The organism is Oleiphilus messinensis, from assembly GCF_002162375.1.
In the GTDB taxonomy this organism is placed as follows: domain Bacteria; phylum Pseudomonadota; class Gammaproteobacteria; order Pseudomonadales; family Oleiphilaceae; genus Oleiphilus; species Oleiphilus messinensis.
In genome coordinates, this window is the sequence record NZ_CP021425.1 from 4,282,087 (window position 1) to 4,307,740 (window position 25,654).

Sequence of the window (25,654 nt, forward strand, 5' to 3'; positions counted from 1 at the left end):
GTCACGCAAACTTAATGATTTAAAGGAATCATTAACGCAACCTCCTACACTATTCTAAAACCGCGTTTCATTCCTGGCTTGACCCAATGTCATCAGTTTATGACTTTTTGTATTGAGGTTTTCGCAACACAGGATTTCCCGTACACTTTGCCGCTGGCAGGGGTTGCCCCTGAACGCAACTGAGATTGACTCTTAAGGACCGCATCGATAATGAATCAGCACGATCTTCATCAGGAATGGCTAGACGACTTCGAAATAATAAGTCACTTTGATGACAGCCTTGTTAAAAGCGAAACAGAGCAGCTGGTTCAACATCCGAACTTTTTGAGACAGTTGCACGAGTTGTTCGACGCCGTCATGCCAAACCAGGACAATACCGACTTTATCACCCTGTTTTTAAACAAACTTCGCACTGCTCAAACGATCGATGATTTACAACACTTCGAATTGAAGTTTTTGCAAATTGCCATGGCCAGCACCTTGAAGCAAGTTGAAACCATTGGTCTTGATCGACTTGATCCCGCAAACAATTACCTGTTTATCAGTAACCACCGCGATATCCTGTTGGATCCGATGCTCCTGAACTGGGCTCTGCTCACCCAAGGATTCGGCAGCTGCCATTGTGCCATTGGTGACAACCTGTTAATCGACGAGTCCGGGAATCGAGTGGCCCGACTCAACAAATGTTTTGCCGTTTTACGCTCTGTAAAAAGCCCGAAAGCCATGGTGCGCGCCTTACGCACACAAAGCGCTTTTATAAGGCACTTGTTTTTCAATAAACAGGGAAATATCTGGATTGCACAACGTGAAGGCCGCTCCAAAGACAACACCGATCAAACCAATCCCGCATTAATTAAAATGCTTGGTTTAGGTAAGCCGAAAGAAATGGGTGCGGATGAGTACTTGCAACATCTTCGTATCGTGCCTGTCAGCCTGTCTTATGAGTGGGATCCATGCGACCTGCAGAAAGCACGGGATTTAATTGAGCAAGAACAGGGTGAATACGTAAGAGCAGGTCTATCGGATTTGCAGGCGGTCAGAGATGGTTTAATCGGACACAAAGGCCGGATTGTTTTCAATTTTGATGCAGATTTCCACAAAAATTCGGCCCTATTTACAGACTACAGCACATTGACTCGCGCAATTGATCAATCCATCCAGAGCCGATACCGGCTCTTTCCCGTGAACTACGCGGCAGCAGAGCTGCTCAATAATTCTGTAGCCTCTACAGTAGCACCTGAATCCCCGGATGTTACGTCCCAAGATATCGATCAGGCAAAGGATGCATTAATTGAAAGGCTTCGCGATGCAACGCCATTAGAACGAGAACGCGTTTTACAAAGCTATGCACAACCACTCCTTACATTCCAATCCCGGCACCGGACAGAGTGAACCTAACCTCGGCTAAAATCCGAGAAAAACCGCATAAATTTTTGCAAAGTTAAACGGATTTTTGTAACCGGGCTTGTTACACAAACAAGCCCTGCAGACACACCCTGTTACAATCTGCAACAATACCCACTTACAGATACATTTTGTTACGGTTCCACCAAATCTTTTATGACGCGATTTTCAGCTTTTCACCGCCACTACCCTTCTCGTTATATACCCTTAGCAGGAGATCCCCAAGATAATTGAGGTGCAGACGGAATGTGGATTTTGAACACAAAGTCATTATTTGACAATAACTTATGGGTGAATGTAACGGTACGCTATCTTCTCCCTTTTTTCACGGGAAATTAAGCAGACAGCTTTTAAGCAAGTCCCCTGGCTGAAACACGTAAAATCCAGATCTACAGACCCTGGCTTGAACCAACCTCCATTTCTTGAATAAATACCCCTTTTAATTCTTGCACTTAAAAACATAGAGCTTGCAACCTGACTGTGAAAGCCTCGTCAGATTTGAAAAGTTTAGCGCTCACCTGACACTGAACCTCAATGAGTCTACGCAACCCAAAATACTTACATATTTTTACATAACCAAACCTATCGTCACCCACTTTTACACCTCTTACACTTTCTTACATTAACTTACACCAATCGTCGTTTTTGAACACATTTTTGACTTTTGACTTTACGCCCCAGCTCTCCCAATAATCGATATCACACCTGCTGAGGCCCCTCTGGAGAAATCAGTCCAGTCATCAAAAGGGAACGTACAGGATTAACTTAAACGCTCACGGAATTAAGGATCGACGAGGCTATCGTGAAAAAGATCATAATCTCCCATGTTGGATTGCTCGAGCGAGACATGGTTTTGCTCAAAAATCTTTCACAACTGAGTACAACCTGGCTTGGCAACTTCGAATTAGCCGACCACCCTGGGCAATCCGGCGGACAACTGCTTATCGTTGACGCGGACAGTGAAGCCTCAAGACGCACGTGGTATGAACTCAAGTCACACAGCTGGTTCGAAAAAACCATTGTCATCTCACGACAAAAATCCCCGATTAAGGGCGCTGATATTCAACTTACACGACCGCTCATTTTCCGTCGACTGGCGGATGCATTGCAAAAAGTCATGAGTGAACCCAGTAGCCGCGAATCCTCGCGCCAGGGCAAGCGGGTTCTGATCGTAGATGATAGCCCCGCAGTGCAAACGTTCCTGAATGAAAAACTGCGCCATTTTCTGGACGGGAATACGGTAATTGATATTGCCGAGAGTGGCGAAGCGGCCATCGTGCAAGCACAAGACAATGAATATGACCTGGTCTTTATGGATGTCATGATGCCAGGAATGGATGGCTATACCGCCTGCAAAATGATTAAGGCCCACAGCCAGTCGAAAGTCGTCATGCTGACCAGCAAATCATCTGCCATTAATCGAGTCAAAGCAAAAATATCCGGTTGTGACGGCTACATCACCAAACCCCCGAAAGATCAGGAATTAGCCCAGGTTCTACAACGTTATGTTGGTGCCCCAGAGCACACAACGAGCATCGATAACATGCCGGTATATGGCCGGTAAATCATAAACAGTGAAGGAAAAGGTAAAGGAAAAGAGCATGACTAAGAAAGTACTTATCGTTGATGACAGCGAAACAGACCTGAAGCACCTCGAATCCGTTGTTACCTCGGCATCCTATCAAACGATCACTGCCCGATCAGGACAGGAAGCACTCGACAAGGCTCGAAGCGAGAAGCCTAACTTGATTCTGCTGGATATTATCATGGGTGAAATGGACGGATTCAGCACCTGTCGGGAAATCAATCAAGATCCTGATCTGTTGAATATTCCGGTGGTTTTCGTTTCCAGCAAAAATCAGAAAGTTGACCATATCTGGGCCGCAAAACAAGGCGCTAAAGCGCTAATTTCTAAGCCCTTCAAGAATGAAGACATCCTTGCACAACTATCAACTTACGCATAGAGAAAAACCATGCTAAGCCCCTCTGAAGCGATCAAATTACTGGAAGCTCAAAGCAGGATCCGCATCGATCAGGCCAAATCCATGGGGGATCAGGCTCAAGACTCCGAAACGAGTCCACCCCTCTCGTCGGAACACTCCGCCTTTTCCACGAACCTGGATAAGGAGCACACCTGGTTTTCATTGAAACTGGGTTCGAACCTGCCCGATGCATCAGAGGGGATTGGTTTACTCATCGGAACGGACAGCAATAAAGAGTTAATTGAAGCACCCGACATCTGTGCCGTTCCCTTCAGCCCGGATTGGTTAAAAGGCTACATGAATGTGCGCAGTCATATTGTACCTGTGATTCGTCTGGAGACTTTTCTGGGCATACACATGGCACAGCCGGAATTGGCTGTTAAGTCAGCCGCCACCTCTGAGGCATTATCCTACGTGCTGCATTTCGAACGTGGTCCAGAGTCCTTTGCAATAACCATCCAGCACTTCCCGAAAAAAATCAACCTACCTTCGGGAGCACAGCTGAAAATGCAAATACCACTGCCGGACAGAATGCAAAGCTGTATCGGTCATCACTACCGTTTCCAAGGTATCTGGTGCGAATGGCACATTGACTCATTTTGCCAACTCATTAACCAGGCGTCACTCAATGCAGCGTAAAACCCCGGCCAATTTCAAGGAGAGCAACATGCCACATAAAGTGTTTTCACTTCAGCGCCTTACTTCATTATTCTCCCGTCGCCAGCGCGGATACAGCCCGTTGCAGAAGCAAAAACGAGTCGTGGTTTTGCCCGCGCTTTTCATGCTCTTGACCCCCACATTCAGTCACGCCGCTGATCCCGGAGTCTATGGCGACAAAATTGTGCTCGGTGGCGTGCTCGATCTGGAGGGACAATCTCGAGGTTTGGGTATTGGCATGCGCGAAGGTATCATCGCAGCCTTCTCCGGTGTCACGGTGCAAGGCAAGCGGTTGGAATACCGGGCTGAAAACGACTCCTATACACCTGAGTTGACCCAGCGACAAACACAGCGTTTGATTAACGAAGGCATATTCGCCATGGTCGGCAACGTCGGAACACCTACCGCCAAAGTGGCCCTGCCGATTCTGGCCGACAATAATGTGCCCGCAATAGGATTCTTTACCGGGGCCGGTCTCCTTCGCCCGGGTACCGGGAATATTATTAACTATCGTGCCAGCTACGTTCAGGAAACCGCAGCGGTGATTGAACAAAGCTTCGAAGCGGGAATAAAGCCTAAAGAAATCTGTGCCTATGTTCAGAACGATGCCTACGGTATGGCCGGTGTTGCAGGCATAAAAGTCGCACTGCAAAACCGACCACAAACCCGTGAGATCGTCGCTCGACTGGATGAACTACTGGAAAAAAGTGGCGACAACCCCAACCGCAATGGCATCGGGCCCGTCGGGGTTTACCAGCGCAATACGCTTTCTTCCCGAGCCGGATACGATTCACTCAAGCAGTGGGAGAGTAGTCAGAATACGACATGCAAGCTGGTGGTAACCGTTGGCACCTACAGTGCAATCGGACGCTTCGCAGCTTACTCACGGCAAAAGGGAAATCAATGGTTAATCAGCGCCGTATCGTTTACCGGGGCTGATAACCTGCAAAGCACGCTCGAGCAGTTTGGCGTAACCCAAGGTGTCATTCTCACACAAGTCGTCCCGGCCATCGATTCTGATTTAGCGATTGTTAAAGCCGCACAAAAAGCACTTAAAGATCGCCTCAATGTGGTCAGTCTGGAAGGTTATATTGTCGGCAGAATGGTCGTGGAAATGCTGCAACGCATTGACGGCGAAATCACCCGCGAAAAATTTATCGCAGTTGCACGTGGCAGCAATTTCACCATGGGTGGCCTGAAACTCGACTTCCAGCGGGATAATCAAGCCTCTGACATGGTTTCGGTAACCTATTTCAAAAACAAGACCTACCAAAACATTGATAGCACACAATTAAGCGCACTTTTCTAGACGCTCATCTAAAGCGATATACGCGCGTATAACGCGGGGTATAACTGCAGGGAGAATAAAAATGCTCAAAATGCCAAACTTCTCGTTCAAAGCTATGGGTGTTGGAAAGCGCCTACTCATATTGACACTGATAACCACTTTAACATTGGCCTTGATCGGTTCACTCTCTGCGGTGAGCCTGAATTACGCTCACAACGCATCGACCAATTTACACAATCAGGTGCGGGAAACAGCGCTACTTTCAGAATTGATCAGTACCGTGCAGCAAGACACGATTGATACACTTTATGGTGTCAACACCGGCCTGATGACCTGGCAAAATGCCAAGGACAAATTAGTAGAAGCACAACTCAAGTTTCACACGACCTGGAACGAGTTAATCAAGATTCAGAAGATTACCAACTTCAGCCCAGACAAGTTCAGCGTCATTCAAAACAGTGTGCCCGGAGTGCTGACCACTTTTGAACAATTTGACGTATTGAGCGATAGCCAATCCCGTGCACAACTTGAACTCTTCCTGTTGAATGACGCTCACGCGCTGCTCACGCCCTTCACTCAAGGGGCGAAAAGCTACAACCAGGACTTAACGGCAGCAGCAGAAGCAGACTTCAGTAATTCGGAAGAAGTTCTGGATCAAGCTTTGGCATTTGGCCTGGTGTTGATCATTGCCAGTATTCTCGGATCTATCACCGTTGCCCAGTTGATTCGCGGATCGATTCTTGCGCCGGTCAATCAATTGTCTGCCACAGTTGCTAAAGTCAAGAGCGGTGACACCGATGCACGAACAGACCTCAAAGGCCAGGATGAGCTGCACACACTGGGTCAGGCTTTGGATAGTCTGCTAAACGAAAAAGTGGCAACGCTTGTTCAAATCGAGAAAGAGAATGACATACTGAACAATTCACTAATCGAATTGCTGGAAAGCACATCAAAACTGAGTGAACGTGACCTGACCACGAAATTAATTGTTCGTGAAGACATTACCGGCCCGGTTGCCGACGCCTTGAACCTGGTTACCAAGGAAACCTCTGAAGCATTGGCAAAAATCAATCAAATCAGCCAGCTGGTCAACAACGCCAGTATCGGAGTGGATGATCAAACCCGGAAAGTTATCACCTTTGCAGAACACGAACGGGAGATTATCAGTCAGACATTAATCAAGCTCGACGGCGTATCCAAGCATATGGCCCAGATTGCAAAATGGTGCCAAAACTGTAATCAGATCGCGCAAACAACGTCACAATCCACCGATAAAGCCTACGACGCGGTTGGCAATACGATTGAAAGTATGAATGAAATCCGGGATTCCATCAGCGAAACGGAGAAACGCATCAAGCGACTCTCTGAACGGTCTCTGGAAATCAGCGGCATCATCGACATTATCAACAGTATTGCGGAACGAACCCATGTATTGGCACTCAACGCAAGCATGCAGGCCGCGGCAGCCGGTGAAGCGGGACGAGGGTTTGCCGTAGTTGCGGACGAAGTCCAGCGATTGGCCGAAAACTCGCGCAACGCCACATCGCAAATCAGTGCACTGGTACGCAACATTCAAACCGAAACAGCCGATGCCGTGGACACGATGAACACCAGTATTTCTCAGGTTGTTAACGGTTCAAAACGGGCCAGCCAGGCCGGTAGCCAGATGAAAGATACCCAATCATCAACCCGTGAGTTGCTGAATGCCGTGGAGCGAATCGCGCAAAGCTCGTTGACCCAAGCGAAAGAAACACAAAATGTCCGAAGCCAGGCCAGCACCATCGAAGAAAGTACGCGCCGAACGGAAAGCGAACTGCAAAGACAATCGCTCCACACGGATCAAATGAGAGCGGCGGCAGGACTGCTACTGGACACCGTTGCCTTATTCAAGATTCCAGATGGTATCCGTGTCTCGATCACATTGCCGGAACCCGCACCAATAGCGAGTACCAGTGGCGCTACAGGCAGCAGTGATAACAGCCTGAACGCCAACCCGACTGTTAACTCCGACAATAACGGATCACACCATAACGGACTGCCAAACGCATTGGTACTGGATAAAGTCAGCTAAACGTGAGCAGGCACGATTCCTGAATCGCCCGAACTCGTTGAGGCTCTCAAATCGGGAGCCTTGTTGAATGGAGAAGAAACAATGCTGGAAGGTGTTTGTATCGCAGAGGAACAAGTCATCGAGCTGGTCAAGGCCATGGTCGAGGAACTTGAAGAAATCGTCACCGAGGAAAAGACGCTGGATGGCGAAACGCTCCAGAGCGTATTGGAAAATATCAGTGAAACTGTCGCGATCGCAAATATGCCGGTCTGGGAAAGCCGACTACGTCGTTTGCAAGGCCAGTTTACCCCCTATTTTCCTGACTACGAAGGTAGCGAATGCGAACGTCCCGAAAACGACGATTTCGAGCCCTCACCCCCGACAACATCTCCCGTATTGATTCCCCAGGAAAAAGTCGAATACGCCTTGCGCTGGCTGAATCGTTTTGTGAGTTTGCTCGAAGAGCAGCTGCAGGACGACATCGATAGCGCTCGTTCGCTACAATCAGATTCTCACGCACTAAGATCAGATTCTCACTCACTACAACCTGAATCCCACTCCCCTGCCCCATCCCGGGAGACATCGGCTACGGGGGATACTGCCCCCACCGACATGACAGAACAATTTGAAGATTCAGTACACGTTGAGAGTTCAATAAACCTTGATACGATAGAACACAATCAAAGGGCAAAATACAGCGAAAACACGATAAGCCTCGAAAATATCGAGAACGCGGAGGCGTCAGCACTAGTCGCTTTCAATGCCGATCAGGAACTCGATAACGAGCAGCAAGAATTCATCTCTGTCTTGCGCGCAGAGTTGCAAGAAATAGCCACGGAATTTGAGCAAATACGTTCGACGATGGCCAGTGCAGCCAGCTGTGAGGACTTTATAGCTGCTCGGGATCAAATCTGCTGTCTGCTGGAAACCCTGGGTGAAACATTCTCCAGCTTTGAATTACCCGGGCTCCAGCAATTGGTTGATGTGACTTCGATTCGGCTCCGTGAAGAAGAGACGCAACACTCAGCGCTATTGGACGCGTTGAAATCATTGCCCGACTCGATTGATCAATACCTTGGCAGTCTGGCATCGGAAGATGCCTGCTTGCAACTTATCGATTTTATAGACCACCCACTGTGGCCCACTCAAATCGACGAAGACATACTCCACGATACGTTACAAAGCCTGGCTGACTTCAATCCCGCAAGCGAAGAACACCTGATTCAGGAGCTTGTGCCCTATAGCGAAGAAGACACCCTGCTCACGTTTGACCCGGAAGCCAGCCCGGAAGTCATCAAGGTATTTCTCGTTGATGCACCCCTACATGCTGAAGCATTGTATACCGCGCTCTCCAGCTTGAAGCAGGAAACTCCAGAGGGCGCCAGCCAGGAAAAATACCATTCAGAACTAATTCAAACAGCACAACGCGCATCACACACCCTGAAAGGCGCTGCAAACCTGATCGGTGTATCCGGTGTGGCCAATCTCAGCCATGAACTTGAAACGGTATTTGAGCAGCTGGAGAATCGCCGCTTGACGCTCTCTAGAGACTTAATCAATCTCTTGCTCAACGCATCCGACTGCCTGAGCGCCATGATTGATTCCTTAAACGGACAAGACCAAGAACCGAGCGACACACTCATGCTGTTAACGGCTCTGCAACACTATGGTGTTGGCGAAACTGATACGGCAGGCGATGAGGCCAATACCGAGCTGGTAAATGAAAAAGCACAGAACCACGAGCAAACAGCGGCGTCCACAACCTCAACCAACGTCCCCCCTGAACCGAAATCCGATCAACCTCCTGCACAACCCCAGATTGACGATGAACTCGCCCCCCTGATGACCATCGCAGAGGAGATGAGTATCACCACGGTGCAGTCCAGGGAGCTTTTTAAACGGGTAAAAGAAACCAGCCAGTCCCTGAAACAACACGACGAGGATCTCAATGCCAAACGCATGGAACTGGAAACACTGGTTGACGTACGCAGCATGGCACATCGACTCCATGCACCCCATGGATCGGGACAAGCGGTAAAAACCGAATTTCACCGCCAATATCCGGATGCTCTGCCACGAAATCAAAGAACCTCTGATGCTGTCGAATCCAGTGCATCTCAAACCGATGCCTTTGAAACGGATGCAGCTGAAAATGACAGCCTGGAGCTGGATTCACTTGAGCTGGATCGATACGACGATCTGCATCAATGCGCTCACCAACTATTCGAAGGAATTGCAGATATCCGGGAAATCAATGGCCGCCTGCAAGATCAGGTTTCCATAATGGACAGCCTGATGCGACAACAATTCCGCCATATCAACTCACTGCAGCATGAACTGTTAAGCCGGCAACGTGTTGATGCCGCAACCCTGAGCGGTCGCTTGCAACGCTGTGTTAGACAGGCCTGCAGAGCTGCAGGAAAAGAGGTTAGTCTGAACATTACCGGGGAACAACTGCAGATTGACCGGGTTCTGATCGACCGGCTTGCCGATCCAATAATGCACTTGCTCCGTAACGCAGTGGATCATGGCATCGAATCAGACCAGTCGCGCTTGAGCAAACAAAAATCGGCGACAGGCCAGATCGCGCTCGATTTTCAGCAAATGGGCCGTTTCCTGCAAATCAATTTAAGTGATGATGGTCAGGGCCTCGATTACCAGAGAATTTTCCAGAAAGCCTGCCAAAAAGGCATCTACCAGGATAAGCACCAACTCCCGGATCACAAAGAACTGGCCGAACTCATTTGGCAACCGGGATTCAGCACGCGGGATCAGGCAACTCAACTATCCGGTCGGGGTATCGGTCTGGATGCGGTACGCAGTCAGATTGAACTACTTGGCGGTTCCATACAGTTCTTACAAGAAGCAGCCCCTGAAGAACAATACACGGGATGCCGTATTCAATTGAGAGTACCTATTCGGGAAATAACGCAATACATGCTACTCATCAAAGCCGGCGAAGCACGCTTTGCGCTCCCCACAACGCATCTTAAACAGATCATGCCCTCACACTCCGGTAAACTGGAGAGAATTGCCGGGCAATGGCACTTTATCGCGAACGACACGTTGTATCCTTGCCATAATCTTGCAGGTGCACTTCAGGGCAATGCTCAAGTCTTTGAAAGTACTGAATCTGATTTTAACAATCCCGTCCTGATCACCCGATTATATGATACGGACATCGCCATCGCAGTGGATCAACTGCTGCACGGAGAACAGTTGGTACTGCGGTCACCGGGAAAATTAACCCCCAAGCTTCCAGGATTGGCCGGTTTAACAATTCTGGGTGATGGCACCGTAATACCGGTACTGAATATAACCGATATTGTATTGCAGAGAAGCCATTCCAAGTCATCTGGAGACAGGCTCCCTGAAGCCAATGCAGATCACAATATCTTGCCACAAAGTCACGGGCCTAAAGATCGCCCAACCGTACTGGTCATCGATGACTCACTGAGCGTCAGGAGCACCCTCAAGCAACTGCTTTCAGATTGTGGCTTTGAAGTGGTTACCGCCTGCGACGGATTAGAGGCAGTGGACAAACTCAACCATACTCACCCCGCACTTTGTCTGGTGGATCTGGAAATGCCCAGAATGAACGGCCTTGAGTTTACCCGCCATATCCGAAACTCCAGTCAATACGAGAAACTTCCGGTTTTGATGCTCACCTCCCGTAATCAGAGCAAACACCGGCAAATGGCAGAAAAAGCAGGTGTAACCGACTACGCCACAAAACCTTACAACGAAACGCAACTTATGGATCAAATCCGGGATATACTGGCATGACCACGGCAATCGCGACTCCCCACCCAGCTCGAAATACTGATCAATCACCGTTACCGTTGAGTCGGCCGGAAATAACGGCTGTTGATTCGGAAAAATCGACAACCTATTACATGATCCAGACACTGTCGCAGAATTACAGTTTTCTCCTGCCGGACAAAAATGTCGGCTTTCTGGCCAGCACCGAGGATATGGAATCCGTCGACACCATTCCCTGTCTAGTGTTTAACGACCAATATTATCCAATCTACAGCTTCAGTAGCGGCCTAACCCCCAGTCTAGGACTGGCCAGTGGTGACAACAAGGCGCTTTTGATCGAAACCACAAACGGGTTACGGTTAGGGCTATCCTGTCGAACCATTTACAAGGTCAGAAGCCACAAACCGGTCAGGTCGTTACCCGGTTTTATGTGCCAACACAGTCCCTTCAAAGCAGTACTGAAATACAAAGAAAGCTGGTTATACCTGACAAGCGCGGATGCAATCTTTGAGTATCTCGAATCACAACAGACTAGATCGCCCAAATGACCGGCTCCTGATAACGGCCAGAACTGGAGTAACACCATGTCCACATCTGAAGCAATCCTGATTGCAGACACTGAGGTCAACGATTACATCGCCATTGCCGCCGTGTCATTTGCTGAGTATTTGCCCCAGGCAGAGCTCATTCCACTGCCCGGAGCCCCGATCAAATGCCATGATTTTGTCTTCTGGCAAGGTTTACCTGTCCCGGTTTTCAGCCATTCCGGTACGCCTTTACAGCACTATCCCCCATCATCAGCCTTGGCTGAAAATACTGGCACAACCAAAGGGTCTGTGATCATCCTGAAATCGCCCATGCTGGGCGAAACACAATTTGTTGCAATAAAGGTTTCCTCTGCCCCGAAGTCAATTATGCTTTCCGACCTGCCTGAAGAATATAGCAAGCCGATGAACAGTCACTGGTTGCAAGCTGCGATTGCCTGCATCCCTTACGACAGCTATGTCATTCCGTTAATTCAACCCGATAAATTGACGAAAGTTCTCTAAGCCCGTCAACAATTCTTTGATCCCGCTAACAAAATGTTGTCAAACGTTCAGATATACGGCAATTGTGTATCGCATACGTTAAGGAGTGTACAAGCGTGATGTATCAAATTTTTTACTATCTATGTTAAGTTTATGATGAGTCACCATAAAAATTACGGCGACCAATAAGCTGGCTGGAGATAGAGCATGAATTCGAAATCAAATAACGGCAAAGGTTAGAACAAAAACGATGAAGTTCTAAACGATACCAAACTCCGCCCCCCCCCCCACATTATTACGGAACATCGTAAGTGGAGGTTATTTATTGATGCCCATCGCCAGCAATATGCTGGATAGCTGTTCAAAAATTCGCTGGTCGTCTCCATCATTCTGCAATACGTAATCACCTGGTTCGGGCGCTTCGAAATCCTGCCTTAGCGCAGCTGCACTTTCGGCTGAAATGCCATCATTGCGCGCAGCAAGGCGAGCAGCCAATAATGAATCCGGCGCTTCAACGGCAATCAGTTCCAAACCGGAAACCCGTTCCCGTAAATAGCGACGATGTCGCTGCTTATATAGCGCTTGTGTCACAATGACAATCGCTTCGTCTGGCTGATACGCGTGGAGTTTTCCAGCCAATATTTCAACAAACTCATCCCGCATTGCGTTGGTAAACGGTCTGTGTTCCTGAAGCGCCAGGGCCATCGCGGGCGTAATATCCTCATCTGCGTGGTAAACGGGCCAGCTTTTCCAGCGGGACAACAGGTCTCCGATATAGGATTTACCACTGGCAGACAGTCCATAAAAAAATATTATTCGTCGGGTGTCACTCACAACGCTACGCTCACTCAACCTTGTCTACTCCAACCATAATCATGATTGCGCTACACTCACCGCACAATCTCGCAATTTCTCGGACAAACCACCCAGCTCATACTCCCTGCGAGATAGTTTTCGCTTTTCAATTGAACTATGTGTATCCTTCCGCGACGAATGATAAAAGTACTCGATCCGCACTGCAAACCGAACCCGGCAGGCTCGGACACGCTCTGAAAGTCTACCCTGGATTACGGCGGATTGTTTTAGCATCAAATGGTCTACAAAAGCTAAGGTTGACATGAGTAATCAGTTAAAAGTTTTAATGGAACTACGTCCCTGTTTCGACGGCTTTGCCGGTATTCCACAGGACACCCGTATCACCTATAACCTGCTCTCCCAACTTGATAACATCGCACTTCATGGTCACGTTCTTGACCGCGGAATCAGCGCAGCAGGCTTTCCCTGGAAAAGCAACGCCGGAAAAGCAGCTGCGTTATTTAACATGTCTCAGTATATTGGCTTGCTTGAAGAAGGCCGCGCCAAAAACGGTGTATTGTCAAAATTGAGTCGCGGTTCTGCCCTGCCCGAGCTGTTGAGAACCGCAATTTACAACCTGATTAATTTAATTTCACCCCGTCAACAGCAACTCCACGCCATTGATGCCGAGTTTTTCAGTGACTACCTGTGGCGTAAACTGTTTGAAAAAACGTTGAAACTGGAAGACCGGGAACGCATTCTCGAGACAACATTCTGGGGTTCGTCCATGGGTTGGGCCCAGATGAACAGTGCTCTGGTGTACGGTTGGCCTGCATTACGGCTGGATACCCGTCCCTGGGATATTTACATTTCACAAACCCCTTTCCCCGGTCAAATCAGCCCGAGCACACAGCTGGTCGTTCGCTTTCATGATGCTATGCCGATTCAGTTGCCCCACACCGTGTATAAAATCGGTCTCCATCAAAAACTCTTCTTCAGCGCACTTAAACGCAATGCGCCCCATGCTCATTTCGTCTGTAATTCCGCCAGCACCCAAACTCAACTGTTGAAGCTATTCCCGGAGGTGGAATCAAGAAGTCATATTGTGCCCTGCTGCCTGACCGATGATTTCTATCCAGAACCTGCTGATGCCATTGAAAACATTATTGCCAAGCGCTCAGCCTCCCTCACCGAAAAAGGGTCGGCCCCCCCTGCGCCACCGGTGGATATGAAAGGTCGGTATTTACTCGCTGTAGGTACCATGGAGCCCCGTAAAAACTACAACACATTGATTGATGCCTGGGATCAACTCTGCAACACGCCAGGTGATCACCCCAGCCTGGTGTTGATCGCCAACCCTGGCTGGAACAGCGAAGCACTGATCAAGAAAATAAAACAATATCAATCTGATGCCATGCGCAAGACGGACTCTGCCCCGACAATCTACGTGCTACAAGGCGTGCCGATCTACGAATTGAGAAAACTCTACTCAAGTGCATCTGCCGTCGTGGTACCCAGCTATGGTGAAGGTTTTTCCTATTCAGGCATCGAGGGCATGTTATGCAACGCGCCTGTCATCGCATCCAATATTGAGACACATCAGGAGGTTTATGGTGACCATGCCCGGTATTTCAATCCCTATTCCCCCGAATCACTGATGCGTGCTCTGCAAGCCCATTTAAGCGAACCGGCTAACCATTTGGCAGAAACAACCCGGAATGCAGCACAATATGCAATGCAATATACCAGCACAACTATCTCCAAAGCCTGGGACAATACACTGGAAAATATTCGACATGTAACAAAATGAACACTGTCGATCTAATTATTGACCGTCTAATATTAGAAAGAGCCTCTAATTAAGTGGGTTCTCATTAAACCGGTTTCAAGCTGTACAAGGGCAAGATGGATAAAGAACTGATTGATGATCCCGTATTTATGGATTTGTTGATGGCGCGACAACCCATCTACGATACCAACAGCCATTTATACGGTTACGAACTGTTGTTTAGAAACACGGCAGGCTTTACTGCAGAGCACATTGGCCTGGACAAAGCCACAAGCCAGGTACTCGTTAATCTGTGCACCAGCATTGAGCGCCAATACCAACAACTCAAGCAGCCACTGTTTATCAATATCACCCGTGAGTTCCTGCTGTCAGAAGTCTTCTTCCCGGTAGAGCCCGGCGCCGTTGTACTTGAACTGTTGGAAACCATTGACGTCGATGAATTACTGGTGGAAGCCGTTAAAGAGTGGAAAGCCAAAGGATTCCGCTTTGCACTGGACGATTACTGCTTTGACCCGCGATTTGATCCATTGCTTTCACTCGTGGATTTTATCAAAGTAGATCTGGTACAACGCCCGCTGGAATTCATTCTGGAACGGGTTAAAACCCTCGACAAATCCCACTGCAAACTCATTGCCGAGAAAGTTGAAGACAAAGTTGTCCTGTATAAATGCAGGGAAGCTGGATTTGACCTGTTTCAAGGTTACTATCTCGCCATGCCCGACAAAGTATTCGGCAAAAGTATCAAGCCGGCTTACCAGGGTGTGTTTCAGATCGTCCAAAAACTGCAATCCGGCGAGACCGATATCGATCAACTAGCCAAAGTCGTGGCCAACGAACCTCGATTTGTTTACCAGCTGCTCCGAGTGTTAAACAGCCCGGCCTGCAGACTGAGGCGCAAAGTCGACAATATCAAAGAAGCGATTATCTTTCTCGGGCTGGATCAACTGCGCAAATGGGCCATGTTGATCTTGCTTGCCAGTGCCGATGATGATGAGACCGAGCTGGTGCGAATTCTGCTGACTCGAGCCCGTGCATGCGAACGCTTTGCCGAACTCTCCGAGCGAGATGATTGTGATCGATACTTTATGGCGGGTTTGTTATCCGGCCTCGACTTACTTTTGAAAGTTGAAAAAGCAGTCGCACTGGCCCAGATCAGCCTGGGGCCAGAAGTACGGAACGCGGTATTACTGCATGAAGGGGAAATTGGCAAAACACTGGACAGTGTATTTGATATTGAACACAGTCAGTGGGAGCCACTCGGCCAGCTCCCCACTGATGATCGGCGCAAAATTTTCATTGCCCACTTCGAAGGCGGCCTCTGGGCCCATGAAACCGTAACCGCCCTCTCGGCTTAAGCGATTACAGCACTTCGATCAGGTGAATTTCAAACACCAAAACACTTTTCGGCGGAATCACAGGCGGTGAACCCGCCTCGCCGTATGCAAGGTTGTGTGGCACCGCAATACGCCATTTTGACCCTGCCGGCATCATTTGCAAAATCTCAGTCCAGCCGGGAATAACCTGATTCACACCAAATTCAGCCGGCTCACCACGATTAACGGAACTATCAAACACAGCACCGTTGATAAACGTCCCGTGATAGTGTGTGCGCACCTTGTCCGTCGGCCCCGGCTTGTCACCCGCCCCTTCTTCCAGTACCTCATACTGCACACCGGATTCCGTCACCTGCACGCCTTCTCTCTGGGCATTTTCCGCCAGGAATTTTTCACCCAGCTCCGCAAGCTGTTTCATCTTTTCCGCTTGCTCAGCACGACGCTTGCCATCAATCTCACTGTACGCTGCATCCAACTCCTGCTCCGTCAGCGGAAACGCCTCCCGGTTATAACAGGCACGAATGGCCGCAAGTACGGTATCAATATCCAATCCATCAAAATTGTTTTTCAACAACTGACTCCCAAACTGCCAGCCAAAACCAAAACTGACCTTCTTCTCCTGGGTGCTTAAATCCAAATCTTGTTTATCACTCATGATCAAATCTCTCACACCACCGTAATAAACGATGTCACATACGGTGGTTCCGAATAAGCATGTATTTACTGTCGATGCTCCCCGATAGAGAGAACAACTACATCACGTTAAACCAATATACTGGCCTCACTCAACCCGCCCAGCCAACCGACCAAACGCACATCAGACCGGGGACAAAATCGAGCGGGGGTAATTTTGCCAGCCCGGTAAACGAGGCGTCAACTCAATGACCAAATCAAGCTCCCTTTCCAATCATCGCAAAGGGGTGTGAGGACTAATGCCCGCACTGTACACTTCATGTCGATCATGACTGTTTATAGTATCACCCTCAATTGAAGCCGATGTATAAGCGGATGGTAACGACCGGAAAACCCAAGAATGTGGCCATGGTTGCCTGCATGTGGAAGCAACTGACTATCCTGATTACGATTGTCAAGAATGGAACTTCCTGGAATAAGAAAATGGCTTAAATACTTGACTTGGGAACAAAGTCACTTGTTGGGTGCATCAATCTAGCCTTCCTTTCTCCATCGCTCTACTATTTCATCAAAGATAATATCTTTCCAACTTTCAGCCCATTCTTTGTAAGTATCGATGCTTGCAGACTTTGGCTCAGGGTTTGGCTTAGGCAGCTGGACTAAACTTGGAATAATTACAGAATCACCAACAACAAAGGCCTCGCCTTGGTTGAGCGATGGTAACAAATCTATAAGACTACTTGAGCTATCAGGCAACAAAGCTTTGATGTAGTTCTGATCTACTCTGTTTGTGAGCCGCATTGCGATGAAATTATTGCACTGAGAGAATATAGTTTCTGATACTTCTGACGGGCGTTGGCTCACAACCATTAGGCTGAGACCATATTTACGTCCTTCTTTTGCAATTCTTTCAATAGACTTCTTGGAAGCCTTAAATTCGGCACCACCTGTCTTTGGAATGTAGTTATGTGCTTCCTCACACACAATCAAAAAAGGTATATCGTTGGCTTGATCTGTAGCATGTCTTATTTTCGAGTAATGGAATGCAAAATCAAACATTAAACGAGATATAAGACTCACAGTGATACTTAAAACTTCGAATGGTATACCACTCAAGTCAACAACAGTAACATTGGATTTATCAACGTATCCTAAAAACTGTTTAATTACTTCGCTGAAATCATTCGTTTTAAAAGTTGCGCCATCGTCTTTAACAGGCTTGAGTAAAAAGGCCAGCCTCTTATCATTTAATTTGGTCTCTAATCGTGAAATAAACCGATCAAACTCACCATTAAAACCTCCGTCCTTAGAAACCTTCGCGTCAAGCCCCTTGTGCTTTGCATTTCCCGTTGACGATACGAAGTTAATCTTCTCCCATAGGCGTTCTTCGTCAAACTCAATTTCTTCAGCAAGTGTTGCAAAGTACTTCAGTGAGTTTTTTTCATAGACAGTTAAATTATTCTTATTGTGAATATAGTTATAAACCTCCTCAATACTGAAAAATACAGGAGAATCATATGTAACTTTTTCTAAACCTGGATTATGTTTCTCTTTATTTAAAATAACAGCCTGCTTAAACTGTGACACCTGATTGTGTGAGTTTTGCTCATTGCTCTCGATAAAAATAGACTCTAATTCTTCAGCATTCATCAGCCAATATGGGAGCTTTATATTATCAACATCGAGTTTGTTGAGGCTAAACTTTTCATCATCATCGACTGTGAATGCTGACGAGTACTCTGAGTGGATATCATAAATTATCACGTGTGAGTTTTTTTGGCTTTCCCTATTCGAATTTTTTGCATTAGTGATACCAACCGCATTTTGTATGAGGCTAGATACAGCACAGGACTTACCAGAGCCGGTAGATCCAACTACCCCGATATGCTTGCCAAAAAACCTATCACCATCTATGCAAAACGGCACGTTAGGGTTGCCTGATAGGCTGCCAATTTCAAATCCAAAATTACTATCATCTGAAAATATTATAGAAAGATCTTTCGTTCCAAAGGTATGCGCAATCTCCGTAGGGACTGGCAGAACTTGAGTTCCTCTTTTGAATTCAAGTGTTTCATCATTGTTTATTAGAGCGCCGATTGGTGAAGCTTCAATCACAAAGCTCCAATGGATTTCACCATCTTTCTCTGATTTCTGTGCCGTTAAGTTGTTTATAATGGCAACTGCAAAATTATGATTGCCATCTTCAATTTTAAGAAATTTACCAACTTGTAAATCAGTCTTGTTTTCCTCAAGCGTCTTTAGATTACCAATTCCAATTGATACCCTATCTGGTGAGCTTGACAATACGTATCCAACTTCACTCATGGCTATTTCTAATCCCTATTACGTATTCAAGCTCGTTAAAGCTGCTTATTCCAACTTGATAGAAATTCACGTCCGTTAGCTCGATATTATTTGGCGTATTGCTACAAACTAAATACAAATCATCACCTTTTCTATGATTTATTGCTTCTTGTTCAGAGTCCATTGCTAGCAATCTAAGATCGAACTCACGCTCTTCTATATGATTACGGTTGATTTTTTTCATGGGATCCCTGAAAAAATGATCCACTACAAAAGAGTTTCCAACAAGCCCCGTATTCGCTTTTATTCCCTTCGTGTACAGTCTGAACTCAAGATCCCTGATGGCTTCAATATTATCATTAATAATAAATGTTGGAGCCGTTACATGACTCGGCTTCGAATAGTATTTTTTTATATAATTCCCGAAAAACACAACAACCTTCTCTTCGTAATCATCAATCTCGTTTTTATCAATATAAAAATATCTGTCTCGGCTGTTTTGAGAGAAATAACTGGAGAGCTGTTGTTTAATATTTTTGAGTATTTCGCTCCTATTTCTTAGTGCTAGCGTCCATTTAGATATTGCTGTATGTGTGGCGCTAGAAAGGTAGGTGTATAGCTTGGCCTTAGTTATCTGTCTTTCCGTTTCATCTTTAATGCTCGACAATTTTGCAATCTTTTCAATCGAATTCGGATAAAGTAGCGTATCAACATCACTTCCTTGGATCCCGAGCAACTCTAGGGCCGCTTTCGTGCTGCATTCAATTTCATCTAAAGAAGGGCCAAAAACAATTCTTGTATTCTTTAGGAATTCAACCTTATCGAATTTACCTGAGATCCTAGATACAATTTTTGAGAGGGATTGGTCAGTGGTGGCTAACGCAGAGTTTAGAATTGAAGGATCAATATCTTTCTGACAATGATCTTCATTCGGGACATAAATAAAAATTGTGTATTTAATCCTTGCCGATGGATTCCTGTCGTACGCTTCAGCCATTTGGAGTAAAGGCTTGAATATTAGGCTTGGTATGAATTTTTCTTTAGTCTCATGGTATTTGCATTGAATAGCTTCCAGCTCGCCGCTGGCCGACAAAACATCTACGTCTTCCACTACACCTTCAACTGTAATTACATCTTCATCGTCTGCATTAACTATCTCAAGAATAGTTTTATTAAACTGATATAAAAACCCTTTAATCGTGCTATCAGCAACTCTTTCAGACATTAAGTATTGCATCCCTTTGATTGTTGTTTCGACAGAACTAGCTTGGACTCCTAACGAGGCAGTAGAAAAACGATGGTGACCCAATTTCTACACACCTCAAACTGCATTTCAATTTGCTAACAATTGACCATATTTTATCCATTGGCAAGTTATTTATTTCGTTATTTACATCTGGTACGACACGTACATCTATTTCTGAGATTACTGGCCAGTTTCGAGCCCTTCGGGTACAAACTTTCACCTCCCTCATGCTGCGAGATTCCCATAATTCAATACCTTCTCGATATTATGAACCATACAATACAACTGCCATTGAACTTGAATCTTCGCTTTCCCTCTCGGGCTATCGCGGTTTAATTTTTTCGTTGTACCAAATTCGAAGTTCAAGGAAGTTCAAGAACAGGCATGCCTTTCACAATTCCGACGACTCAAAATCAACAGTATAGTTCGTTCATCATATATTCAAACGCCCTCATCGCCCGACAGTATAAAGGGCTTCACAATAGCTTGACTCAGAAACAGTCGGGTATCGGGAAACGGTAAACCCTATCCATATCGTCTGCAGATTAGTTCGTCGCACCTTCCTCTGCGGAGTGGATCATCAGACAGGTCAAAGTTTTGAAAACCGCAGACAATAGATCAAAAACCTGCTTCGATTGCTCTTGCCGCTCTTCACCATTAATATCTGTGCCTGCGCGGTTTTGGTGTTTTATAATTGGCTGAGCAACACCGTATTGATAGAAGACCATAGGGATTGGCTTACCATGAGATCATTGCTATTTTTTCTTGTCCCGCTGTTCGCAGTGGCAAGTTGTCATAACGATTACAATCAAACCGCTTCCACGAACAACTCAGAACAATCTAGTGCCATGATTGAATCGGATAGCGTCAAAAGAGTGGAGCAGATGATGGATCAGGCTTTGGCGCAATACTATGAGACCGGGGAGTATCACTATCCCATCGTTCCGGGCATGGAGGAATGGACGATGACACAAGATCGAACCGGCGTGGTTATTGATGTTATCTCGATCCCCGAGGCCATTGTCCAGGAACTTAGCAATAAACAACTATTGCGGTTAACGGTAGAAAACCCAAACGTCTATCTCGCTAACGCTTATCCGTTTCACGTGTTTGTCCAAAGATTTTCAACACAGTTCAACGGGCTTCAAGTTTTACTGACTCGCGATGGTGTTGTTCCATTCCTCCTGGACGAGTATTTGAGTATACCGATCGATCGTGCGGCAAGTGATCGAGATCATATGAGCCCCTTTGAAGGTCGAAATCAAAGCGCATCTTATCTCAATATTCGCAATTTTTTGCTTGAAGGGCTGCTTGCAATAGACGAGACCTACGCCGCAGCGATTCTGGATCAGCGTTTTTTACAAAACGTGGCGGAAAAGTATGAGGTTAAATTAAATAGCCCTGAAAATAGCGAGAGTCGTCTAATTTCGCTGGAAGCATCGCGAATGATTGTAGTTCCAACATTAAAACAAGCGGGCCTCTTACCCATCGAAGTAAAGGACGGACAGGAAAGATACCCTTATGAATTAATTATCGATGATGCTCTTTACGAGACACTCAGCATGTCCAACTATTCTGAAGATGAGTATCTTCTGGATTTATTTACCCAGTGGCTGGCTGCAGCATACTAGTGGCGAGAGGGCATATCACAAGGCATCGCTTAGCGCTTTCTGTTTATTGATTCTTCACCACGATATATTTTGTATCCGGCAGCACTTGCTAACGGTAACTCAACCATCCCCAACAAAATGTGATCACGAAACATAGATAGACAGACAAATCAATCACAATGTCGACGATAGATTGAAACAAAAAAAGCCCGACAAGATGTCGGGCTTTCGGTGTCAAAGGTCTTTGTTTGGGGTTTTACAACCCGCTAAACATGACTTTAACCACGGCTTACTGCTGCTTGAACTTGATGCGGTAGCCGTGCAGGAGTGGCTCGGTGTAGCCGCTGGGCTGTTCTTTGCCTTTGAAGACCAGATCACAGGCTGCCTGGAATGCAACGCCATCGAATCCGGGAGCCATGTTGATGTAGCTGGCATCAGCTTCGTTTTGCTTGTCAACAATGGCGGCCATGCGCTTGAAGGAGTCCATGACCTGCTCTTCAGTCACAATGCCGTGCGCCAGCCAGTTTGCCAGATGCTGGGAAGAGATACGCAGTGTCGCGCGGTCTTCCATCAGGCCAACGTTGTTGATATCCGGAACCTTGGAACAGCCCACGCCTTGATCGATCCAGCGTACAACGTAACCCAGGATACCCTGCGCATTGTTATCGATTTCTTTCTGGATCAGTTCAGCGCTCAGGCTGGAAGGATCTTCAAGCAGTGGAATGGTCAGAATATCGTCTACTGATGCGTGTTGACGGGATTTCAGTTCATCCTGAGTCTTGAAGACATCAACTTGATGATAGTGAATCGCGTGCAGGGTTGCAGCCGTTGGCGATGGAACCCATGCAGTGTTTGCACCGGATTTCGGATGGCCGATTTTCTGTTCCATCATCATGCCCATTTCATCGGGAATCGGCCACATGCCTTTACCGATTTGTGCACGACCCTGCAGGCCGGTTTCCAGACCCACGTCAACGTTCCAGTCTTCGTAGCTGTTGATCCACAGTTGCTGCTTCATGGTGGTTTTCGGTACGAAAGGTCCAGCCAGCATGGAGGTGTGGATTTCATCACCGGTGCGATCCAGGAAGCCGGTGTTGATGAATACAACACGGTCTTTCGCTGCGCGGATACACTCTTTCAGGTTAACGGTAGTACGACGCTCTTCGTCCATGATACCCATTTTCATGGTGAAGCGTGGCAGACCCAGTGCATCTTCAACGCGACCGAACAATTCGTTTGCGAATGCAACTTCTTCCGGGCCGTGCATTTTCGGTTTAACGATGTTTACAGATCCGGTGGTTGAGTTACGGAAAGGTGCGTTGCCTTTCAGGTCGTGGATGGCGATCAAAGTGGTGATCATACCGTCCATCATACCTTCTGGGACTTCGTTGCCATCCTTGTCCAGAATCGCTTCGTTGGTCATCAAGTGACCTACGTTACGAACGAACAACATGGAACGTCCTTTGATCGCAAATGCGTCGCCAGTTGGTGATACATATTCACGGTCTGGATTCATGCGACGGGTGAAGGTCTTGCCACCTTTGGTTACAGACTCTTCCAGGTCACCTTTCATCAGACCCAGCCAGTTGCTGTAGACAACAACTTTGTCGTCTGCATCAACTGCTGCGACAGAATCTTCGCAATCCATGATTGTGGTTAAGGCAGATTCCATCAGGACATCTTTAACACCTGCCGCATCGGTCTGACCAATCGGGCTGCTGGCGTCGATTTGAATTTCGAAACGCATACCGTTCTGGGTCAACAAAATGCCCGTCGGTGCAGCTGCGTCTCCGGTGAAGCCCAGGAATTGCTCTGCGTTTGCCAATCCGGTATCGGAACCGTCTTTCAGGCGAACAACCAGTTTACCGTCAGCAACGGTGTAGCTCAGGCTGTCTACGTGACTGCCATTGCTCAATGGTGCTGCAGAATCCAGGAAGTTACGGGCATAAGCGATAACCTTGTCACCACGAACCGGGTTGTAACCAGGCCCTTTGGTCGCGCCGTCTTCTTCAGAAATTACGTTGGTACCGTACAGTGCATCGTACAAAGATCCCCAACGTGCATTTGCTGCGTTCAATGCAAAGCGCGCGTTCATGACCGGTACCACCAGCTGTGGGCCAGCCATTTGACCGATTTCCGGCTCTACATTTGCGGTGCTGGCTTCAAAGTCATCACCTTCAGGCAGTAAATAGCCAATTTCCTGCAGAAAGGCTTTGTATTCTGCCGCATTGTGCTTCTGGCCTTTGCGCTCAGTATGATAAGCATCGATTTTAGCTTGAAGGTCATCACGCTTCGCCAGCAATGCTTTATTCTTTGGCGCCAAGTCATGAACGATCTGATCAAACTCAGACCAGAATTTATCGACATCCACACCCGTTCCCGGGATTGCTTTTTCGTTAACAAAATCGTAGAGAACCTTGGCAACTTGCAGGCCGCCGACTTGTACTCGTTCTGTCATCTTTTCGCCTCGAACTTGTGATTAACTTGCATTACGGGTGTCTGGATCAAAAAATTGCCTGATTAGCGCTCAGAAACAGCTTTTAACCGGGTTAGAAACCCATTTCCAGACATCACCGTCAAAAAGAGGCGCACATTGTACGCGAAAATCCCGATTGAATGAAGAAAAGCCGACCAAATTAGTTACTTTTAACCCATACCGAAGGGATCAGAGTGCAAATTTCCCCGTTCTTGACGCCAACAGTAACATTCCACAGCAAAACGTCACCCAAATCTGCAAAGCGTTGCACAGGCCCTCTATAAACCGTTTATTAATTAACCTATACTAAAAAAGTACCACTTGATTCCTGTATTGAATCAATGGTGATTTGGAGGTATATCGTGGCGATCAGCATTAATGGTTCCAATAGTTTCTCGAATATCAATTCGTTCAGAAACGACCCAACGCAGCCGAGCGAACGTATCAGCTCTGGGCAACGCATCAATTCAGCAGCCGATGATGCCGCCGGTCTGGCCATTTCAAACCGGCTTACGACACAACAAGACGGGTTCAGTGTCGCGATCAGAAATGCCGGAGATGGTGTTTCGCTGGCTCAGGTGGCAGATGGTGCACTCTCCTCGCTCTCCGGTAATTTGCAACGTATCCGCGAGCTGGCCCTGCAATCCGCAAACGGCGCACTTAACGATTCAGACCGTCAAGCCCTGCAACAGGAAGCCGGTCAGTTAGTGGAAGAAACACGGAGCGTATTGGAACGTACGTCATTTAATGGCGTAAAACTGTTCGATAACGAGAGCCAGCTTAATTTTCAAACCGGGCCCAATGCGGGCGATCAAATTTCGGTCAGCGCCAACAATTTGCTCAAGACACTGGAAGACGGTGGCTTGAATGACCTTTCAGTGGCCTCCAGCAGTCAGGCCAGCAGTGCCATTTCAGCCATTGATAGTGCACTGGAGAGCATCAATTCCGTCGCCAGCGAGTTTGGTGCGGTCACCAATCGCTTTGAATCGACCATCGAGAATCTGAGCCAGGCTCGGGAGAATACCGCTGCAGCGAATAGCCGTATAGCGGATGCAGATATCGCAGCAGAAGCCACGGACTTGATCCGGCGGCAGATCGGTAACCAGGTTGATATCGCGATCCAGGCCCAGGCCAACAGCAATCAAAAAAATGTACTCGGTCTCCTTTCCGGCATATAGGCCGGAAAGTACCCATCTCAGCGCCCACAGCGCAATACAATTTTTTTTACTATACTCCCGCTGAAACCCTATACTTACTCGATAACCCGCTTGAGCATTTAAACTGCTGGCGTGATCA

The 25,654-nt window shown here is 47.2% G+C and carries 19 protein-coding genes and 1 pseudogene; 13 read left to right on the forward strand and 7 right to left on the reverse strand.

Annotated features, from left to right (window positions below):
- Window positions 1-210: 210 nt before the first annotated feature.
- The 9 genes from OLMES_RS18655 to OLMES_RS18695 all read left to right on the forward strand — a co-directional run bounded on the left by OLMES_RS18655 (window position 211) and on the right by OLMES_RS18695 (window position 12,192).
- A complete protein-coding gene (locus tag OLMES_RS18655) occupies window positions 211-1,392 on the forward strand; it encodes a 1-acyl-sn-glycerol-3-phosphate acyltransferase (protein ID WP_087462650.1) in 1,182 nt (393 codons plus the stop codon).
- An 814-nt stretch (window positions 1,393-2,206) separates the two neighbouring features.
- On the forward strand, window positions 2,207-2,968 hold the full coding sequence (locus OLMES_RS18660; protein WP_087462651.1) for a response regulator: 762 nt from the start codon (window positions 2,207-2,209) through the stop codon (window positions 2,966-2,968).
- A gap of 37 nt (window positions 2,969-3,005) precedes the next feature.
- On the forward strand, window positions 3,006-3,368 hold the full coding sequence (locus OLMES_RS18665) for a response regulator (protein WP_087462652.1): 363 nt from the start codon (window positions 3,006-3,008) through the stop codon (window positions 3,366-3,368).
- A gap of 9 nt (window positions 3,369-3,377) precedes the next feature.
- A complete protein-coding gene (locus OLMES_RS18670; RefSeq protein ID WP_087462653.1) occupies window positions 3,378-4,025 on the forward strand; it encodes a chemotaxis protein CheW in 648 nt (215 codons plus the stop codon).
- A gap of 28 nt (window positions 4,026-4,053) precedes the next feature.
- Window positions 4,054-5,352: an ABC transporter substrate-binding protein gene (locus OLMES_RS18675; RefSeq protein ID WP_232465146.1), complete on the forward strand. Its 1,299-nt coding sequence runs from the start codon at window positions 4,054-4,056 to the stop codon at window positions 5,350-5,352.
- Window positions 5,353-5,413: 61 nt separating this feature from the next.
- Window positions 5,414-7,402, forward strand: a complete 1,989-nt coding sequence (locus OLMES_RS18680) for a methyl-accepting chemotaxis protein (protein ID WP_087462654.1) — start codon at window positions 5,414-5,416, stop codon at window positions 7,400-7,402.
- 63 nt (window positions 7,403-7,465) lie between these two features.
- A complete protein-coding gene (locus tag OLMES_RS18685; protein WP_157678380.1) occupies window positions 7,466-11,167 on the forward strand; it encodes a hybrid sensor histidine kinase/response regulator in 3,702 nt (1,233 codons plus the stop codon).
- A complete protein-coding gene (locus tag OLMES_RS18690) occupies window positions 11,164-11,691 on the forward strand; it encodes a hypothetical protein (RefSeq protein WP_087462656.1) in 528 nt (175 codons plus the stop codon). The genes OLMES_RS18685 and OLMES_RS18690 overlap by 4 nt, the downstream gene beginning before the upstream one ends.
- Before the next feature lie 36 nt (window positions 11,692-11,727).
- The gene (locus tag OLMES_RS18695) at window positions 11,728-12,192 is read left to right on the forward strand and encodes a hypothetical protein (RefSeq protein ID WP_087462657.1); all 465 of its coding nucleotides are present in this window, start codon (window positions 11,728-11,730) and stop codon (window positions 12,190-12,192) included.
- Window positions 12,193-12,489: 297 nt separating this feature from the next.
- On the opposite strand, the gene OLMES_RS18700 is transcribed toward OLMES_RS18695, so the two are convergent.
- Complete coding sequence (locus tag OLMES_RS18700) at window positions 12,490-13,023, reverse strand: AAA family ATPase (protein WP_087462658.1); 534 nt, start codon at window positions 13,021-13,023, stop codon at window positions 12,490-12,492.
- Between the two features lie 265 nt (window positions 13,024-13,288).
- Between OLMES_RS18700 and OLMES_RS18705 the strand changes: the two genes are divergently transcribed.
- Both OLMES_RS18705 and OLMES_RS18710 read left to right on the forward strand, forming a co-directional pair.
- Complete coding sequence (locus OLMES_RS18705; protein WP_087462659.1) at window positions 13,289-14,776, forward strand: glycosyltransferase family 4 protein; 1,488 nt, start codon at window positions 13,289-13,291, stop codon at window positions 14,774-14,776.
- 95 nt (window positions 14,777-14,871) lie between these two features.
- Window positions 14,872-16,110 carry an EAL and HDOD domain-containing protein gene (locus tag OLMES_RS18710; RefSeq protein ID WP_087462660.1) on the forward strand — a complete coding sequence of 413 codons (1,239 nt, stop codon included), beginning with the start codon at window positions 14,872-14,874 and terminating at the stop codon, window positions 16,108-16,110.
- A gap of 4 nt (window positions 16,111-16,114) precedes the next feature.
- Here the strand turns inward: OLMES_RS18710 and OLMES_RS18715 are convergent, their stop codons facing one another.
- The 5 genes and pseudogenes from OLMES_RS18715 to OLMES_RS18735 form a co-directional block, all read right to left on the reverse strand.
- The gene (locus OLMES_RS18715; RefSeq protein ID WP_087462661.1) at window positions 16,115-16,744 is read right to left on the reverse strand and encodes an FKBP-type peptidyl-prolyl cis-trans isomerase; all 630 of its coding nucleotides are present in this window, start codon (window positions 16,742-16,744) and stop codon (window positions 16,115-16,117) included.
- Window positions 16,745-17,256: 512 nt separating this feature from the next.
- Complete coding sequence (locus OLMES_RS18720) at window positions 17,257-19,047, reverse strand: ATP-binding protein (RefSeq protein ID WP_087462662.1); 1,791 nt, start codon at window positions 19,045-19,047, stop codon at window positions 17,257-17,259.
- Window positions 19,040-20,335, reverse strand: coding sequence for a hypothetical protein (locus OLMES_RS18725; protein WP_157678381.1), 1,296 nt, complete (start codon window positions 20,333-20,335; stop codon window positions 19,040-19,042). Before OLMES_RS18725 ends, OLMES_RS18720 begins: the two co-directional genes overlap by 8 nt.
- Before the next feature lie 162 nt (window positions 20,336-20,497).
- Window positions 20,498-20,623: pseudogene (locus tag OLMES_RS29135) on the reverse strand (transposase); the annotation flags it as partial.
- A gap of 194 nt (window positions 20,624-20,817) precedes the next feature.
- The gene (locus OLMES_RS18735) at window positions 20,818-21,000 is read right to left on the reverse strand and encodes a hypothetical protein (RefSeq protein WP_087462664.1); all 183 of its coding nucleotides are present in this window, start codon (window positions 20,998-21,000) and stop codon (window positions 20,818-20,820) included.
- A 15-nt stretch (window positions 21,001-21,015) separates the two neighbouring features.
- Between OLMES_RS18735 and OLMES_RS18740 the strand changes: the two genes are divergently transcribed.
- Window positions 21,016-21,903 (forward strand): hypothetical protein, encoded by an 888-nt coding sequence (locus OLMES_RS18740; RefSeq protein WP_087462665.1) that lies wholly within the window; start codon window positions 21,016-21,018, stop codon window positions 21,901-21,903.
- Window positions 21,904-22,171: 268 nt separating this feature from the next.
- Here the strand turns inward: OLMES_RS18740 and OLMES_RS18745 are convergent, their stop codons facing one another.
- Window positions 22,172-24,340, reverse strand: coding sequence for a malate synthase G (locus OLMES_RS18745; protein WP_087462666.1), 2,169 nt, complete (start codon window positions 24,338-24,340; stop codon window positions 22,172-22,174).
- A gap of 380 nt (window positions 24,341-24,720) precedes the next feature.
- Between OLMES_RS18745 and OLMES_RS18750 the strand changes: the two genes are divergently transcribed.
- A complete protein-coding gene (locus OLMES_RS18750) occupies window positions 24,721-25,536 on the forward strand; it encodes a flagellin N-terminal helical domain-containing protein (RefSeq protein WP_232465147.1) in 816 nt (271 codons plus the stop codon).
- Window positions 25,537-25,654: the final 118 nt, after the last annotated feature.

Excerpts from the sequence above, each read along its gene's own strand:
- OLMES_RS18665 (WP_087462652.1), top strand. The coding sequence starts at position 3,006 with ATGACTAAGAAAGTACTTATCGTTGATGACAGCGAAACAGACCTGAAG.
- OLMES_RS18710 (WP_087462660.1), top strand. The coding sequence starts at position 14,872 with ATGGATAAAGAACTGATTGATGATCCCGTATTTATGGATTTGTTGATG.
- OLMES_RS18745 (WP_087462666.1), bottom strand. The coding sequence starts at position 24,340 with ATGACAGAACGAGTACAAGTCGGCGGCCTGCAAGTTGCCAAGGTTCTC.
- OLMES_RS18690 (WP_087462656.1), top strand. The coding sequence starts at position 11,164 with ATGACCACGGCAATCGCGACTCCCCACCCAGCTCGAAATACTGATCAA.
- OLMES_RS18705 (WP_087462659.1), top strand. The coding sequence starts at position 13,289 with ATGAGTAATCAGTTAAAAGTTTTAATGGAACTACGTCCCTGTTTCGAC.
- OLMES_RS18735 (WP_087462664.1), bottom strand. The coding sequence starts at position 21,000 with ATGGTCTTCTATCAATACGGTGTTGCTCAGCCAATTATAAAACACCAA.
- OLMES_RS18655 (WP_087462650.1), top strand. The coding sequence starts at position 211 with ATGAATCAGCACGATCTTCATCAGGAATGGCTAGACGACTTCGAAATA.
- OLMES_RS18715 (WP_087462661.1), bottom strand. The coding sequence starts at position 16,744 with ATGAGTGATAAACAAGATTTGGATTTAAGCACCCAGGAGAAGAAGGTC.
- OLMES_RS18670 (WP_087462653.1), top strand. The coding sequence starts at position 3,378 with ATGCTAAGCCCCTCTGAAGCGATCAAATTACTGGAAGCTCAAAGCAGG.
- OLMES_RS18740 (WP_087462665.1), top strand. The coding sequence starts at position 21,016 with ATGAGATCATTGCTATTTTTTCTTGTCCCGCTGTTCGCAGTGGCAAGT.
- OLMES_RS18680 (WP_087462654.1), top strand. The coding sequence starts at position 5,414 with ATGCTCAAAATGCCAAACTTCTCGTTCAAAGCTATGGGTGTTGGAAAG.
- OLMES_RS18720 (WP_087462662.1), bottom strand. The coding sequence starts at position 19,047 with ATGAGTGAAGTTGGATACGTATTGTCAAGCTCACCAGATAGGGTATCA.
- OLMES_RS18675 (WP_232465146.1), top strand. The coding sequence starts at position 4,054 with ATGCCACATAAAGTGTTTTCACTTCAGCGCCTTACTTCATTATTCTCC.
- OLMES_RS18695 (WP_087462657.1), top strand. The coding sequence starts at position 11,728 with ATGTCCACATCTGAAGCAATCCTGATTGCAGACACTGAGGTCAACGAT.